The sequence below is a fragment of the Glaciecola sp. MF2-115 genome (genome assembly GCF_047250385.1).
Lineage (GTDB): Bacteria > Pseudomonadota > Gammaproteobacteria > Enterobacterales > Alteromonadaceae > Glaciecola.
In genome coordinates this window covers 151,376-167,551 of record NZ_JBLBVM010000055.1, presented here as the reverse complement: position 1 = coordinate 167,551, position 16,176 = coordinate 151,376, and the positions used below count along the sequence as shown (strand labels likewise).

Sequence of the window (16,176 nt, the reverse complement as noted above, 5' to 3'; positions counted from 1 at the left end):
GAGAAAATCGGGGAATGAGCAAGGTAAAGCTGATACTTTTGGATAGTTTTCTACACAGGGTTGTAATCAAATAAATGTATGGCGTGATCAATCCAAATCACGCCTTCTACGGTTTTTGCGGGCTCTATTGATAGCTTGGCCGTCTTTATCTTGTTTTGGCTTGTCTTGGCCTTTGTCTAGCGTAGAATCCTCAAAGCCTTGGCGCAATTTATCGTGTTTCTGCTCAGCCCGTTGCTCGGCACGAATTTGCAGTATGCTTTTAGCCAGTTGTCTGCGCTCATCTAGATGGCGTTCTTTGTTCTGGCGAATGTGTTTTTGCAGCTCAGCGCGTTCGCGATTGTGCTGGAATATCATTTTATGGCGCGCCTCTGAATGCTCAGCTTTTACGGCATAGAGTTCTTTACGACCAATCAGGCGTAAGCGCTCGGCTTTACCTGTTACTTTGTCGAAAAAGCCCATTACGCCTTTTCTGAAACGGCCACGTACTGCTTTCATAGTGGCTTTGCGCTTCAAGCGGTGGCGCTCTTGCTGCTCGCGCCGCTCTTGGCGCTGCTTCTTTATTAATGCAGCTTTCTGATCTTCATAAGGCCGCATCTGCGCCTTATGCTGGTTTTTCAGTGAATTTATCTTGCCGAGCATTTCTTTGGTGTAGATGTTGCGAATACGCACATTGGTAAGCGCTATAGATGGCAAATCTTCGGGCGAGCCCAAGCGCGTTTTCAGTTCTTTGGCTTTAATGCCACCATGGCGGGAAAGTGAATAAACTTTCTCGGTATGGTCAACCACCACAAAACCACGTTTGTCGCCTCTTGCGAGAAACAAGCCAGAATCTTTCAAAGCCTGCTTAAAGCTTTCGCCATTATCTGAGCTTTGCCATGCTTTCTGGATGAGTGATTTAATCTCTTTTGGATCAACACCATGGCGTTTAAGCTTTTGCCATTCGCTGTTGGCAAGCTGAAATGTATCGCGCTCAGCTTTATTTTGTAAGCCTTGGGGCATCGCCCAGCCGTTATCCAAATAAAGCTCGCGGCTTATTTCTGTACATTTATTTTTGAAATGCGACATGTTGATTGCACGCATATTGTCTACATCAATGCGCGACCAAACCACATGGCAATGCCGCCGTCCCTCTTTCTCATGGAACACTACGACGCGAGGCTGGTCCGTGAGCCCAAGCTTTTGTTCAAGCTTGGCGAAGGCGGCATCAAATTGGCCTTGTTTCACATCCGCATCTTGTGGCGGATTAAAGGACACAGAAAACAAGGGCTGCTGGCACTGCGTACCTTTAGAGACCGCATCGATCTCTAATAAGGCCGCATGCAAAGACTGGCCAGCCAGCCCTCGTATTTCATGTAACGTGACATGATCATTGTCTTGTGTATTCGCAAGGTGGTTAGCCAGATTTCTGGCACCACTTCGTTGCGAGGCCTTAATGATCATTTCGTTGCATTCCACTGTCAGGATAAACCGGTGCTGAGTCATCCTCTGCATATCCTAGCGCTTTCATGACAGATTCACGGATTCGTGTCAGATCTTCCAGCGCTTGCTGAAGCTCTGGCACTTCTATTGAGCCGTGTACATTGAGCTGGCGTGCGATTTGGTTAAGGTTGTTACCAATCTTACCCACAGAGCCCAGAAGTTTCGCCAGCTCAGCTTTATCGCGCACAGGTCGTTTTGCGCGACGCGGAGGAGGAATATCAAAAATGGCATACTTGCAATAACTCCCCATGGAGATGCCTGCATCTTCAGAACGCTGCTCCAGTTCTTGACGTTCGTTAAAACTGAGCCGCAGAGAAAACGGTGCCTGCCGTTTTTTCTTGGGAGTTGGTGCCTCGCCATTTTTTGCAAGAATGAGATGATTGGGATCACTTGCCGCATTAAAAATGCCGGACAAGTTATCAGGTGGCAAATTGCTATTGCCGCCTAAATTATTGAATTCGTTTTTCATGGATTTCCCCTCCGCTATTTACGATGGGGATGCAACGGGGGTTATGTAATACAACCCCTTGCCCAGACCGTGTGGTACTACCACACACATCTGGCGTAATCGGCAACTTCAAGTTTATGGCAAATTCCTTACCATTCCGTTAACGCTAACCAATCGGGTTATACAGACTTAGCCCTGCACTTTAAGGTAAAAACTACCCGTAAAAATTGCATCCCAAAATTAAGTTAAGGACATCCTATAAAGTAATAAAGGGGTGCGTAAATAGCTGAGCATCAAGTAATTTTAATCAGCAATGACAGGCGAAGACAAGCCCAGACGGTACGTTAAAAATAATTTTCAGAATAAGTATTCAGGCTGTATGAATTTCAAATAATTGCGGCATAAGAATATGAAGAACAACCTATAGTTAAGCGTTTTTTAACCAAAATATGATCTAATAGACATGTTGCAGTAGCCCGACTTTACAGGGGTTATATACCCCAAGTCAGGCTGCTTTTTGTAATCGGGGATGCAACAGGGGGAGTGTTTACTTTTAGGGTTGACACTTCCCTCATTGCATCTTCATTTATTACTCTATCACAGGAAGATTTAACAAAGGTTTAAGTTGTTAAATCGAGTGGCTAACAACAAAAGGAGTAATACCATGTCACAACGTGTTTCTGACGAAGAACTGAAAAAAGCTTATGAGGTTGCGGCTAAAGTTGTCGCTATTCATGGCGAAACGTACCTGCCTATTTTTGAACGATTAGAGCGTGAATACGAAGCCAGAATGCAAACGAAGAAAGCTTTGGCACGCGCGCAAGCCGTTGCCGAAAATGTGAGCATCTAAACTTACCCAAAGGCGAGTTTCTCGCTTTACGGTTTTTCATTGACTTAATCGGTCATGATCTTTACTTGTAACTCAAAATCGCTGGGATACTAAAACAGGCATAAAACGGGATACATTTTAAAGTATCACTTAAGGGTTAAACACCAAGGCATTGAAATTGCTAATAAAACCAATTTCACACTTGCCACATAGGCAGACACCGTGTCCGCCATTTCCCTTAACAATATTTTAAATAATTATCCGGTAACATATTGTATAAGCACGATTTTGCTTTTCACTAAGCAGTGCTCCGTCTGTTGCATCCCCGATTTGAGTTACATTTTGGGATACAAATTGGGATACATGGACGATGACCGATTACTTGATGCAAAGAAATGGCGTGTATTATTACCGCCGCAGAGTGCCAGAATATGTGGCACATTTTGACCCTAGAAAATTTGTGCGCAGCTCGCTTCAAACGCGAGATCGCCGCGAGGCAATGCGCAAAGCAATGATTCACAATGATTTTATTGAAGAATACTGGCGTAGCCTTGTGCTTCAGCATGGCGAGCCCAGCCCTAAAACTGACTATAAACTGGCAGTAAAACGCGCAAGAACCTTTAACCTTAATTACCGCAGCGCCGTTGAAATCAGCGAAGCGCCCATTGATCGCATCGTTGGGCGAATTACTCATATAAGCAAAGAATTAGACAGCACAGATACGGTAAAAGCCGTGCTTGGCGGTATCGACAAACCCAATGTTTTGCTTAAAGACTGTTTAAAACAGTATTGGGAAATCACAAAAATTCGGCTCGTTAACAAATCATCCAACCAAATCAGAAAATGGCGCAATCCCAGACAAGCTGGTTTTATGTTTTTTATTGATGTACTGGGTAAAGATAAAGCGGTACAGGACTTACAGCGCTCAGACATCCTTAAATTCCACACGGCATTAAGAGACCGCATTGCCAAGCGGGAAATATTGGCCAATACGGCCAATAAGAACCTTGGCTATGTGAAAGACATTCTCGCCACTATTGCCCTAGATAATGAAATAGATATAAATTTTCGTCGCCTCTTTGAGGAGCTTAAATTTAAAATGGATAAAAATTCGCGTCAGCCTTTTGAGGCCAGCTATGTTCAAAATACTTTGCTCAAGGGCGATGCTCTTGCTGGGCTAAATGATGAAGCGAGAATGCTGATATTCGCGATGAGCGACACAGGCGCGCGCGAATCAGAGCTGATTGGGCTGCGCAAAGAGGATATTATCCTTACTGGAGAAATTCCGTTCATTTGGATTCAGGCTTATGAAGGCCATGCATTAAAAACACCACATTCTGATCGCAAGATCCCGCTTGTCGGTGCATCTTTGCATGCATTCCAAAAACAGCCACATGGCTTTCACCGCTATAGCAACTCAGATACTGCATCCACAGCGATTAACAAATATCTACGTGAGAACGAATTACGGCCAACGCCGAAACAAACACTTTATTCACTGCGGCACACCTTCAAAGACCGCTTGCGCGATATTGGTGCGCCAGAAGAAGTGATTGATGAATTAATGGGGCATAAAAGCCGAGGCCCGAAATATGGCCGTGGGCATCTGTTAGAGAAAAAGCATGAATGGTTGGAGAAAATCGCTTTTGATGTATGTTTGGCAAGATAACCTAAATATAGGTTGACAGAATAACCTAAATATAAGCTGAAACTATTTCGCAAGACTAAAATCATGCAAAACGCACAGACAATAAATACTTCTCAACGCCCCAGAGTAACTTTTGACATATCTAAGGTTCGCCAACCGCCGTCTTATTTAATTCTTCAATAACCAACTGAAGGTATGTTGTCACCCGATCAACATAAAAGTTGAGCACATTCTGGCTATTGTTATCGAAAGTATTCAGTAATTGCTCGTATTGTTTTCGCGTCATCTTAAAATCAAAATGCTTTTCACCATGTTTTTTATGCGTCAACCAAACCGATGTACTAACGACTTGGGGTAAGGCTAGGTTGAAGCAACGGTCAACTTCAGGATAAGTGAGTAATTCACTTTCAAGATCCTTCAAGAAAGCTCTGGTAAATTGCTCATTAAGCTGGACGCGGAACCGTCCTAAGTCACTGGTACTTGAATGTCCTGTTTTTTGTTTATGCAGGGCTAGGCAGCGATAACATTCCGTGCGTCCACATTCACAGTTATCTAAGTTTTCGTCAGAAAAACTTTCACCACACCCAGAACAAATCGCTCTCATTTTCGTAGTCCACAAAACCTATTTAATTGAAAGTATAACGGGACTCAGAAAAAAGACTCAATAGCGCTTATATAGCCTCTTCATGTAATGAAAAAATAAGCAGCATACACAACACCATATTGCACTTGGCTTCAAATATCATTGACTCTAGCTTATTGCGTTTATCTTCATCGACTTGCGATAGCATTTTTTCATGCATCTGTGCGTGGGTAACGCCAGTTGCATTACTCCCATTAATCGTCTGCGACATCATCACGGTTAACACCAGATAATAAAGCTTACAAAACGCATAGTGCCTTGGGTATTGCGCCTCGCGAATACCATAGTTTTTCTCAGACAAACGAATCAGTAAATTTAAAATACGATAACGGAAAAAATGATGAGTAGCCGTTTTTTCCTGACCTTGCTGGCCATTTACAGTGATTGCCCCCGTATCTCTGTAATTCTTAAAATCTTCATAGCTTATTTCTGAGCCATACTGGCTTAGGATTTCACCTGATTTGTCTTTCAGTAATTCCAGCATTTGATTAAACACTGCGACATCTCCGAACTTGGTGAGGAAGTCGCCCATTTTATTATTGCTGGTTGGAAAGTGGCCATCTAATAGCCAAGCAACGCGTCCACCGATATCGGTAAATATTTTTTGCACGGATTGGCGTGATATGCCAACTTGATCAGCACATTTTTGAGCACTCATTCCCATTGTGTATCCGGCAACCACTTTAAAGACCGTCGCTTGCGGGATTTTTGACGCTTCATAAAACGGCTTCTTTTTATATCGCCTGACCATATTCCCGCTCTCAAAACTTTATTTAAAAAGCCCTAGATCATACCTGAATTTACAAGCGGGGCAATTTGCTTGGCAAGCTTCGGCGAAGCGCTGGCATGCTGTCGCCGCTTCGTTATTATCGTCTTAGCTTTGCAAAGCCTTCAAAAATTATTTTAACCAGATAGCTCCTGAGTCATCAGGGGCATGGAGGCTTATATGATCCGTAGAGAAGATCTATCCAAAATTCTAAAACCTGTCAGTTGGGCAGTGTTTTGGGGCTTATCAGCCAGTGCTTGTGTTTATCACCGCGCTGAGCTGCCAATACTTGCTGAATTAACAGCCGCATTTTGCGCCTATCGTAGCTGGAAGAACATCACAGAATCATGGCCATTATGGCTGCATGGCCGTTATCAGTACCTACTTTTAAAAGCGGCGGAAACGCCGTCTGAAAAGTTTGGTAAAGCTGGCTTTGCGAGTGAAAAAGACATCGAAACGGCTGGCTTGTTTGATCCGAATAATGGGGTACCTATTGGCTGCTTCAATGGTCGCCCGATGTTTTACTCATTTACCCATGCCTTATGCGTAGCGCCTGCTGGCTCAGGCAAGTCTATTTCAATTGCTTTGCCGTCAAAGCTGCACGGTTATCGTGTAAGCGATGAGAAAGGCCACAGCGAGGCGGCCTCGGTAGTTGTTACTGACATTAAAGGCGAGATTGCCGCGATGACTGCGCGAATGAGTGAGGCGCAGCATAAACACAAAGTGTTTTACCTCAATCCAGATCAGCTATTTGGCTTTCCTAATAGCTGCTTTAACCCGCTGCAAATGGTGATTGATGATATGGCGTACCCGCCAATGAATCAAAACGCCTTAGCAGACGCGCAAGAGTTAGTGCACCAGCTTTTGCCTGAGCCTGCTGAAGGCGATAAGAACAAGTTCTTTCGTAGTGGTTCTCGCAATATGATTTTGACCGCCATGCTATTTCTGGCGGCTGAAAATCCAGCGTGCTGCACCTTGCCTGAATTGTTTCGCATTGTCAGTAGCGCCAAGCGTTTAAAAGCGCTGCTTGAAGAAGCGGCAAACTCTACTGCGCTATCTGGTGATATTGCGCTACTTACCTCTGGCCTGCTGGATGCAGAAGAAGATTACTTTGCTGATTTTCTAACGGGTGCATTGCAGGTGCTTATGCCGTTTAGCCCTTCTACACCGCTGGCGCAGTCAGTGAGTAAAAGTGACTTTACCTTTGAAGCGCTAAAACAGGAAAAAACCAGCGTGTACATTATGTCGCGCTATGACCGCCGCGCAGCCTATGCGCCGTGGATTGGCCTTGTCACTAAAGCGGCAATCAAGTCATTGATCCGCACTGAAGGCAATGTGCCTGTGCATTTCTTACTGGATGAGGCGACGAACATTCCATTGCCTGGTCTTGCGAATGACTTAACCGCTTTGCGCGGTTATGGGTTGCGCTGCCAGTTTATCTGTCAGGCAAAAAGTGAAGTGTCACGCATCTACGGTAAGGAAGCGACACAGACCTTTTACTCGCAAACTGATCTCAAGCAATTTTTTGGTGTTTCATCGCTTGAAGAAGCAAAAGAAATATCAGACATGCTGGGCAACCACACTATTAAAACCCATAGCTTTGGTACGTCGGCAACCAGCCCTGATGCAGATCTAAAAGACTCTATTGCTGAAACGACCCGCGCCTTAATGCGACCAGAAGAAGTGCTGCGCATGCCCAATACCGATCAAATCATTTTGGTCGGTGGCGTAGCCCCAATATACGCAGAGCGGCTGCCATACAACCTAGTGAAGTCTTGGAATGCCGCGCTGGATGAAAACCCGCTAGAGGGTGGAAAGCTGCCCCCTAATACGCAAATGAATATTCGATATAAGGAGGTGCACTAATGCAAAAGCTGACTGTGCGCTTTCGAAAGAAAAAGCGTTATCGCTTTTCGCTGTCGTGGTTTTTGGGCTCGATATTGAAGCTGGTGCTTTGGATATGGGCGCTAAGAGTGACCGTTATACCCAGCATTTTTATTTACCTGCTGTATCAGTGCAGCACTTAACAGAGATAAAGGAGAACAACCATGTTTAACGTATTACTCGAAAAATGTGCAGATTGGCTACTACCCATCATTGGCGGCTGCCTTGTGTGGTATAGCGTGCACTATTTTGCATTAACGCCGCGCATTATCACTATTGATAGCAAACGTTTCTACGTGCAGGACAGTTCACTGCCAAACCAAGTAAACAACTGTCTGCGCGAACGTTTAGGGCGGCAAGTATTGCAAACTGGATTAATGGAGGCGGCTTTATACACCGCAACATTGAAACATTTAGCAGAGCCATATCAAGACGTATTAGCCAATGCTTATGTGTCTTTAGATGAAACCTGCGGCGTGAGTTACGCAAGACGCAAAGCACTAGAGAAAAAGCGTAGCGAAGCTGAAGCAATTAACACCATTAAAAATGTGACTGAAAAAATTAAATTCTGGCGCAAACTACTAACGGGGAAATAACACCATGCAAAAAATAATTTATAGCAAAGACGACATTATTGTAAGCACAGCGCTGTTTAAAACAGCGCGCCGCACCTATCGCATAAGCGATATTGAAAAAATCGCCATCAAGCGGCCACTGCTTTGGTTCTCACTGCCCATAGCACTCGGTAGCTTTGCATTACTCAGTAACTTTCAAAGCTACCTCTATGTGCATGAGCGCTGGTTTTGTATGGCTGGCTTTATATTGCTGCCTTTAATTGGCTGGTTTATCGCGACCTTAAATGTGACATCCAGAGCTTACACCAATGACTTAGCGGCCATTGGCTGGATGCCGACATTATCAGCGGCCAGAAATGCGCTGGATACGGTTATTTTTAAAACGAATTACAGGGCTGATGTTGTCAGCCATGAAGACTAAAGGGGAATAATCATGGTTAGAGAATATTTATCAACCAAGGATCTATGCCAGCGTTTTCGCTGTTCATCACGCACCATTTTTCGGCGTATGACTCGCGAAGAAAACCCATTCCCGCAACCGCTTATCAGGCAAGCAGGTAGCTTTAACTTATGGTGCGCTGACTCTGTGAAAGAATGGGAAGCACTTGAAATAGAACGATCAGAGAACAGCCGCTGGGGCGGCATTAACGCCAGCCTGCCAGTGCCAGAAAAAACGGCAGTTCGACGCTGGCATTAACAACAGATGTCACAAGGAAGTGGCATCAGTTCAGTTCTTTTCTCTCTTTAATTTTAGTCATTAATACCTTTACACATTTTCTTTACCTCATTAAGTTTCTATCAATAGAACAGACATGGATTAGTGCTATGGCAAACAATTGGAATATACCAAACTGGTTAGAAGAAGAAATAATTCAACGAGATACTAACTGCGTTTATTGTAGGTGTGACTTCACTCCCACTAAAGTATCGAAACGAACAGCCTCCAGCTGGGAACACATTATTAACGATGCAAGCATCATTACGCGAGAGAACATTGCACTTTGCTGCTGCGGTTGTAATTCTAGCAAAGGACAAAAGAAACTTTCTGATTGGATTGACAGTAAATACTGCATCGAAAAAGGGATAACCAGAGAGAATGTTGCTGAAGTTATAAAAACAGCTTTGTCTAAAGGACTTTAAGTATGTAATTGACTAAAAAATGGGCGCTGAAATAGCGCCCATTTTTTACGCTCTCTTTTTCGCGGTAAAAGCTAAAACGTTGTCTTGTTCAGGAGTTGGATTTTCTGGCTTGTCATCAACAAGCTTAAATAGCTTCTCACACCATGCCTCATAAGCTTCGGCTTGTTCTGCCAAATAATCATAATGATCATAAACCCGTGCCACCTGACTACCCACAGCATGGCCGAGCATAACTTCGGCAACATGGAAACTGGTGAGCGTCGAGAAGCGTGAACGCGCGGTACGGCGCAGGTCGTGCATTGAGAAATGCGTCATTTCATAGCCTTCATAACGGCGTAGGTGCTGCATGATGTTATATGGCAGCGCCAATGGCGCACGAATGCCCATAACTTCGTCTGAACCATCATTGGTAAAGGCATATTGGCTATCATGGCTCAGTGCAAAAGCTTGTTTTAAATAGACTACGATAGCGGGCGTAATTGGCCGCAATAACGGCTTGCCACTTTTCTTACCAAGCTTGTGATTTTCCGGTGGGATCGTCCAGATCCCAGCATTAAAATCAAAGTGCTGTTTTTCGGCCTGTCGCAGCTCACCATTGCGGCAACCATAGATAAGGCAGAGCTTTACAAACAGCTTGTTCTTTGGCTTGATACGGGAATTATTGACCGCCAGCCAAAGCATTTTGATTTCTTCATCATCCAGAACGCGATCGGTAGAGCGTTTCTGGATTTGTAAATCTTCTTTAGCATAGATGTCAGACAGCGGGTTGATTGGCACCAGCTTACGTTTCATCGCGAATTTATAAAGCTGTTTAGCATTCACCAAAATTCGCTCAGAGATTGCAGGTTTGGTTTTAGCGAGGGCTTCTAAGATTTCCAGCCAAGCGTGTAATGTGATTTTCTCAGCTGGCAATTTTCCTAGCTTTGGAAATACATGAATTTCAAAGCTACGTTTTATTTCTGTGTGGCCTTTTTTGTTATGAATGCAATATGCCTCATACCACAAGTCGAACAGCCCTGTGAGCGATTCAGCGGCGATAATGGCTTGCTTCTCAAGCAAGCGCACCACTTTGGGGTCATGTCCCTGCTCAAGCTGTTTTTTAAGTCGCTGTGCTTCTGTTCTGGCCTCCTTTAAGCTCATCAATGGGTATGAGCCTAAATCTACTCGACCAGCTTTACCAAAATACTGGTAACGCAGCGTATAGGTAATTTTGCCTTTTGGAGACAACCTAGCGCTCAGACCGTCTCGATCTGTTTTCTCTGCGGCTTTGTCTCTCAGCTTTCTATTGTTGGCTTTTAGCCATGTTTCAGTCAGTGCCACCTTTCAGTCCTTAGCCCGCTTTGCGGATCTGTTTGTACAAATTTTTTAAGGAAGGTTTGTACAACAAAATTTGTACGAGAATTTGTACAAATTTCTTCTGACTGAGGATGACATAGACTGTCTTGAGATGGTGATAGGACAACCAAAGACGTGTTATAACATTTTGTTTTTAATAGAAAATGTGTCTTTTGTTGTCTTAACTTGGCTTAGGCAACTTTATTCGGGTGCGAAATAATCGCAAACGTACGACGTTTCTCAATCTCACTTTGGTAACTCATAATATCTCGTTAAATTGGCGCAAATTCAAAGGCGCGAATTGTACCCTCTTCGGGGCAAAAATTGAATGCTAATTAGCAGATAAAGGTGATAAGACTTTTTTCATGATCAGGGCGTTTTCTCTAGGAGAGCTTTTATTACTAACCAATTCCGGATGCTGCCGGTCTAATTCAGCCTCATAGTAATTCTTGCGCTCACCAATCAACTCAAAACCAGAGGAGCGATACAAGTGAATAGCCGACGCATTGCTTTCTCTTACTTCAAGAAAAACATGCTCCTGTCCTGCCGCTCGCGCATTATCAAAAGAGGAAGCAATCAATATCCTAGCTATACCTTTTCTGCGTTGTGTTGAGTCGACAGTAATATCCTCAATGGTCGTTTCATCTAAAACACTGGAAAGCAAGATATAGCCAACGATGGCATCGTTAGACTTTGCTACGAGGGAAATATCATTGAGGGCGCTTTTTTCAAATGTCTCCAAGGACCAAGGGTTTATTCGTTCTTGCTTGAAAATTGAGTATGCTGCTTCAACATCAGCATTCGAAAAAGGAGAAACTACGACCATTTCTGTGCATTGAAACGGGGGCTTAATGCTTTCCACAACTGTCTTTTTAAATTTGCTGAGCTTAATTTTTGGGCTTTGGGGGTCATTAAAACATCATCATTAAGAATGAGCGTTTCACTGTCATGAACTTGCCACTGAATGCCGAGTTCAGCAATCTGTTTTACGTCGAGCGCGTTTAATACTTGTTGCACAAATGCGTGACTCTCATCGATAAGTTGTACTTGAGTTGCCACCTCATTACTCGTTGCGTCCGATACACGCTCAGGTGACGAATTTGCGCTCTCTTGTATGGCGGATTCAAGTTCCGGAATGTCATCGTGCAAGGTATACAAGGGAATATTCATTGCTTGTAAAACAGCCCTTTGGTAATCGCTTAAAGCATTGTGTTTAGACTGCTGCGAGTTCGATTTAGGCGACGACAAAATAAGTACCTTTTAAATATGTAGACAGTTTTAGCTTACACTAATATTAAGACAATATCAGGATTTGGAGAAAGGTTTCTATTGAATTTATTAAGATGTTTACCTGACACTAAACTCGCTTCTAACGAGAAAAGTGGCAGGGGTGGAGGGACTCGAACCCCCAGCCATCGGTTTTGGAGACCGCTGTTCTACCAATTGGAACTACACCCCTGAAGTGCCGAGCATTATACGTTGCAGAACGAAAAAGAAAAGAATTTTATAACAAGAATTGTAAATTCATTGCATTTTAAGGCTCTATACCGACTGCTTCATACCACAATCGATAAGTTAACTCCAAGAAACTCGCCTGCTGAGAGCATGCATCGTACACTTTGTTAATAGGAATGTTATTCAGCTTCGCATAAGCACTTAACAAAAAATCATGTTGTTGAGTATTTAAACCATTCACTTTTGCACAAGAAAGAATATCGAAATAGCGATTTCCTATACCAGCATACTCCCAATCGAGAATGATTTTTGTTGGAATGCACAAATGTGCCCACGATAAATCGTTGTGGCAAAAAACCTCATCCTCTTGAGTCGTCTCCGTAATCTCAATCCACTTTTCAGTTGCCTGTGTCACTTCTTCGACTAAATAACTTGGGGGATTGGGTAAGGTTGTTAGGTACTGATGCCATTCTCTTGGCAAATTCACCCTGGAAGTTTTAATTTTTGCTTTATGTATACGAGTTAACGCGCTAGCCAAAGAGTTAATATGTAATTCATCAAAAAATAGTAAGAGTTGGCTTCTGTGCTGTTTAATCCACTCTTCAACATACACACCCTTCTCTGTTGACAAGTATATTGGCTTTGGCGCTAAACGTTTTTTAGCTAACTGTAGTTGCAGTTCGAAACGTTCTTGACGATCGATACCCAGAGATTGCTCACCTTGGAAACGCTTAACCATGAACTCTTTTGAATCATCGTTTAAATAGAAAGAGCAATTAATAGCACCGCCTGACAAGGGATACAGAATTGCATCATCGCTTAAGCCAAGAGGTTCTAGTAATAAACTGACTAGCTCATTGTTTTGCAATACAATTCCTAATCTTATTTAAGTTCTTTGTGCCAATTCAAAAAGCCATAAACCGACATAGCCGTGTATAAACCATTTAATAAACAGGTTAAGTAGAAACCACTCTGAAACATTAAATACGCAATTGCTGGATTGATAATAAACCAATACAACCAGCTATCAATTTTCTTGCGTGCCGTCATAACCGTTGCTATGACTGAAAAAACAGCCGTACCAGCATCTAACCAAACCCACTCACCAGAAAACCAATGGTTGCCTAGTTCAGATAATACTAGGGTAATCGCTAGACCAACTCCAAGCAAAAGAAAGTGCATTCTAAAGTCTAATCTGGTGACTTTTAATTGAGGTCCATCATCCGTCACTTTCCAACTCAAATAGCCAATCACTGCCATGATAATAAAATAAAAGTTGAGAAGCGTTTGGAAAACGAGTGACCCTTCCCAGAACAAATACATGAAAATAGCGGTGCTGACGAATGCACAAGGCCAGCACCAAATATTTTGTCGTGCTGCTAACACAACGTACAAGACAGAAAGGAATACTGCAAGTATCTCTAGCAAACTTTGCTGTTGAAACTGTTGTAGCGCGACTTCAAGAAATTCAGTCACTCTTCTGATTCCTCATTTGCCTGAGACCTCATTTTCCTGTGACCTCATATTTCGGAACCATCACTCTCCAGACCCCATTTTGTCACCGTTTAAGAATTTACACACAAACACAGCTTGCCCTGTTTCCTCATAGCTGCGCTTCATTTCTCGGCTAAGTACTGACATCAAATGATCATATTCCCCACTGACGATCGTGCTAGTGGCAGAGGTGCTTGTCTCAAGCGAATCATCATCGTTTAGCCTTTCAATAAATCCTTTGATTGGCGCAATGTACTTTTCATTCAACGGGTATAGAGAAATATCAACGACTAGTTTCATTTTAGTAATCCTTAAAATCGATATGTTGCAGTCACACCAAACTGGCGCTCTTGGCCGAATTGGTAATAAGGCTTAGCAGGGAAATAACCATCACGAGGATCGTTATTAAAACCACCAAAACCACGAGTAGGCAAAACACGATCAAACAGGTTTTTAGCCCACAATTGCACTTGCATATTACCTTGCTGCCAACTTAGCTCTGAATTAAACACAGCGGTGAATGGCGCGCGCTCATCATGCCCGACTGAAAAGCGGTGACGGTCTTTACCTTCAAATTCAACAAGCCATGTTAGATTCTCGGTAACATCGTAGCTCGTTGAAGTATAGAAAGTGATTTTAGGTGCTTGTGCTTGCTCCTGCTTATTAACAAAACTGCCATTAGCTAATTGATAATTACCGAAGGTCGCATCAAGGTAACCTACATTAACAACGGCACGCACTTTGTCGTTTAGTTGCCAGCGAGTTTGAATTTCCATGCCTTTATTAATGCCGGTATCAGCATTTCCAATCACATCGATAAACTCGACAGCACCACTGCCGTCCTCTCTATTAAGGACTGAAAAGTCATTAACTTGTGCATCTTCACGTTGCATGTAGAAGAAGGTAAGAGAAAGATTGCCTGTAATTCCAGTAGATGAATCTATGCTGCCTTTAATACCCAGCTCATAATTCCAGTTATATTCTGGCTCATACAATCTGTCTTTCGCTGTTACACGTTCATCAGCATTAAAACCGCCCGCTTTATAAGAACGCGAAATGCTTGAGTAGAACGTTGTTTTTTGAAGTGCATAACTTGCACTGATTTTCGCTGCGACTAAGTTGTCGTCTAAAGATTCAAGGAAACCATTGCTGTCGATGTAATCGGCATCAAACTTTTCGAAACGTGCTCCGGCGGTAAAGGACAATGGCTCAGACACTTGCCAGCTATGTTCTCCATAGATTGCTTGAGAACTAGGCTCGTATAAACTTGTGAAATTTGAACTTGCGTAGGTGTAGAATCGAGTAAGGTCTTGTTCACCCTGCTGCATGTAAAAACCCAGAACCCAAGGTGACTCTGTGCTTTTTGAGGCATATCGAGCATCTAAAGTATGATTTGTTACATCCCGCTTATAACGGTCAAATGAAGAGTATTCATCAGGGTGAAAGCCAACGAAAGTCCAGTCTTCATCGTAAGCATAATCTAGTTCGGCATTCAGCTTAGTCAATGAAATTGATAGTGCGTAATCACCTAAGTCATGATTATATTTGATACTAGCCGCTTGGGTATCTGTGCGGTCATAACCTGGCTCGTCTGAACGTGTTTTGTTGTCATTGTCTAAAGCAAAAGCATCATAGCCATTATCGATATCGAAGTGATATAACTTTAATTCAAGATTGGCGGACTCGTTAATATGATAGTCCATTGCGAGCTTTGCATTGAATTCGTCAATATTGTTTGTGTCGTTGCGATTTAAGAATATATTTTCAACATATCCATCACTTTTCACTTGCTGTAAGGCTACTCGAGCATTTATATTTTGCGTTAATTTGGATGAATAAGCCGCGCTATACCTTTGCGTATCATATTCGGCAAAACTGCCCTGCAAGTAACCTTCTTTAACATCGCTAGGCCCATTACTAACGATTTTAATCATACCCGCTAAACCTGATGCGCCAAAACCAGTTGATTGCGGCCCAGATAATACTTCTACCTGTTGCACATCAAAGAGCGCGCCTAAACCACCTAAGCCAGAAAAATTGATTTCATCAACAACGAGTGCGACTGAAGCATTGATGGGTTCAGCAAATAAACTACGCTCACCGATGCCGCGAATTTGAATAAACTTCCCTCTAGAAGCGCCACTGCTGAAGTTTAGGTTTGGAACAATACCAACAATGTCTTCTAATTGTGCTGCTTGACGTATTTCTAATAATTGCTCATCGATCAGCGCCACACTGCTAGCCAGATTGTCTGGACTGCGTTGACTGAAATCAGATGTCACTACGATACGCTCTAGCGTCTGCTCAGTATTGCGTTCATCTTCAGTTTGGGCATTTATATTGAAAGCGATACTTAGACCAAACAAAGTCAGTGACAGCGGCTTAATTGCGGGCGAAAAAGCGCTTAAGCTTCGGCCTGTGCATGACACTGCATTAAGTGGTTTATTTAACTTTAGATTTGTATTTTGCATTTGGTTCTC

General features: G+C 43.1%; 18 protein-coding genes and 1 tRNA gene. 7 read left to right on the top strand and 12 right to left on the bottom strand.

All coding sequences use genetic code 11. The features are described from left to right. Positions 1-87 precede the first annotated feature (87 nt). Both ACKLNX_RS13935 and ACKLNX_RS13930 read right to left on the bottom strand, forming a co-directional pair. A complete protein-coding gene (locus ACKLNX_RS13935; RefSeq protein ID WP_412972813.1) occupies positions 88-1,440 on the bottom strand; it encodes a relaxase/mobilization nuclease domain-containing protein in 1,353 nt (450 codons plus the stop codon). Next, entirely contained in the window at positions 1,430-1,948 is a 519-nt protein-coding gene (locus tag ACKLNX_RS13930) for a plasmid mobilization protein (protein ID WP_412972812.1), read from the bottom strand. The genes ACKLNX_RS13935 and ACKLNX_RS13930 overlap by 11 nt, the downstream gene beginning before the upstream one ends. A gap of 643 nt (positions 1,949-2,591) precedes the next feature. On the opposite strand from ACKLNX_RS13930, the gene ACKLNX_RS13925 reads away from it, so the two are divergent. Both ACKLNX_RS13925 and ACKLNX_RS13920 read left to right on the top strand, forming a co-directional pair. After that, a complete protein-coding gene (locus ACKLNX_RS13925) occupies positions 2,592-2,777 on the top strand; it encodes a hypothetical protein (protein WP_016390411.1) in 186 nt (61 codons plus the stop codon). A 349-nt stretch (positions 2,778-3,126) separates the two neighbouring features. Beyond that, complete coding sequence (locus ACKLNX_RS13920) at positions 3,127-4,425, top strand: DUF6538 domain-containing protein (protein WP_412972811.1); 1,299 nt, start codon at positions 3,127-3,129, stop codon at positions 4,423-4,425. 121 nt (positions 4,426-4,546) lie between these two features. Here the strand turns inward: ACKLNX_RS13920 and ACKLNX_RS13915 are convergent, their stop codons facing one another. Together ACKLNX_RS13915 and ACKLNX_RS13910 are read right to left on the bottom strand one after the other, a co-directional pair. After that, positions 4,547-5,008, bottom strand: coding sequence for a hypothetical protein (locus tag ACKLNX_RS13915; protein ID WP_412972810.1), 462 nt, complete (start codon positions 5,006-5,008; stop codon positions 4,547-4,549). Between the two features lie 67 nt (positions 5,009-5,075). Continuing rightward, positions 5,076-5,798, bottom strand: a complete 723-nt coding sequence (locus ACKLNX_RS13910) for a hypothetical protein (RefSeq protein ID WP_412972809.1) — start codon at positions 5,796-5,798, stop codon at positions 5,076-5,078. Between the two features lie 195 nt (positions 5,799-5,993). Here ACKLNX_RS13910 and ACKLNX_RS13905 point away from each other — a divergent pair, with 195 nt between their 5' ends. The 5 genes from ACKLNX_RS13905 to ACKLNX_RS13885 all read left to right on the top strand — a co-directional run bounded on the left by ACKLNX_RS13905 (position 5,994) and on the right by ACKLNX_RS13885 (position 9,412). Next, positions 5,994-7,679, top strand: a complete 1,686-nt coding sequence (locus tag ACKLNX_RS13905) for a type IV secretory system conjugative DNA transfer family protein (RefSeq protein WP_412972808.1) — start codon at positions 5,994-5,996, stop codon at positions 7,677-7,679. Between the two features lie 182 nt (positions 7,680-7,861). Then, positions 7,862-8,293 (top strand): hypothetical protein, encoded by a 432-nt coding sequence (locus ACKLNX_RS13900; protein ID WP_412972807.1) that lies wholly within the window; start codon positions 7,862-7,864, stop codon positions 8,291-8,293. 4 nt (positions 8,294-8,297) lie between these two features. Beyond that, positions 8,298-8,693, top strand: coding sequence for a hypothetical protein (locus tag ACKLNX_RS13895; protein ID WP_412972806.1), 396 nt, complete (start codon positions 8,298-8,300; stop codon positions 8,691-8,693). A gap of 12 nt (positions 8,694-8,705) precedes the next feature. Continuing rightward, positions 8,706-8,969, top strand: coding sequence for a hypothetical protein (locus ACKLNX_RS13890; protein WP_412972805.1), 264 nt, complete (start codon positions 8,706-8,708; stop codon positions 8,967-8,969). Positions 8,970-9,097: 128 nt separating this feature from the next. Then, complete coding sequence (locus tag ACKLNX_RS13885) at positions 9,098-9,412, top strand: hypothetical protein (protein WP_412972804.1); 315 nt, start codon at positions 9,098-9,100, stop codon at positions 9,410-9,412. 45 nt (positions 9,413-9,457) lie between these two features. Here ACKLNX_RS13885 and ACKLNX_RS13880 read toward each other — a convergent pair whose 3' ends face one another. The 8 genes from ACKLNX_RS13880 to ACKLNX_RS13845 all read right to left on the bottom strand — a co-directional run bounded on the left by ACKLNX_RS13880 (position 9,458) and on the right by ACKLNX_RS13845 (position 16,167). Then, on the bottom strand, positions 9,458-10,732 hold the full coding sequence (locus tag ACKLNX_RS13880; RefSeq protein WP_412972803.1) for a tyrosine-type recombinase/integrase: 1,275 nt from the start codon (positions 10,730-10,732) through the stop codon (positions 9,458-9,460). Between the two features lie 346 nt (positions 10,733-11,078). Next, positions 11,079-11,573 carry a ribosomal protein S18-alanine N-acetyltransferase gene (gene rimI / locus ACKLNX_RS13875; protein WP_412972802.1) on the bottom strand — a complete coding sequence of 165 codons (495 nt, stop codon included), beginning with the start codon at positions 11,571-11,573 and terminating at the stop codon, positions 11,079-11,081. Further along, a complete protein-coding gene (locus ACKLNX_RS13870; RefSeq protein ID WP_412972801.1) occupies positions 11,564-11,995 on the bottom strand; it encodes a hypothetical protein in 432 nt (143 codons plus the stop codon). Before ACKLNX_RS13870 ends, rimI begins: the two co-directional genes overlap by 10 nt. A 134-nt stretch (positions 11,996-12,129) precedes the next feature. Next, positions 12,130-12,206: transfer RNA gene (locus ACKLNX_RS13865), tRNA-Trp, on the bottom strand. A 75-nt stretch (positions 12,207-12,281) separates the two neighbouring features. Continuing rightward, a complete protein-coding gene (locus tag ACKLNX_RS13860) occupies positions 12,282-13,070 on the bottom strand; it encodes a phosphotransferase (protein WP_412972800.1) in 789 nt (262 codons plus the stop codon). A 14-nt stretch (positions 13,071-13,084) separates the two neighbouring features. Further along, a complete protein-coding gene (gene pnuC, locus ACKLNX_RS13855) occupies positions 13,085-13,678 on the bottom strand; it encodes a nicotinamide riboside transporter PnuC (RefSeq protein ID WP_412972799.1) in 594 nt (197 codons plus the stop codon). A gap of 60 nt (positions 13,679-13,738) precedes the next feature. Continuing rightward, a complete protein-coding gene (locus ACKLNX_RS13850) occupies positions 13,739-13,996 on the bottom strand; it encodes a YkoF family thiamine/hydroxymethylpyrimidine-binding protein (protein WP_411694111.1) in 258 nt (85 codons plus the stop codon). A gap of 11 nt (positions 13,997-14,007) precedes the next feature. Further along, positions 14,008-16,167, bottom strand: coding sequence for a TonB-dependent receptor (locus ACKLNX_RS13845; protein WP_412972798.1), 2,160 nt, complete (start codon positions 16,165-16,167; stop codon positions 14,008-14,010). Between the last annotated feature and the right edge of the window lie 9 nt (positions 16,168-16,176).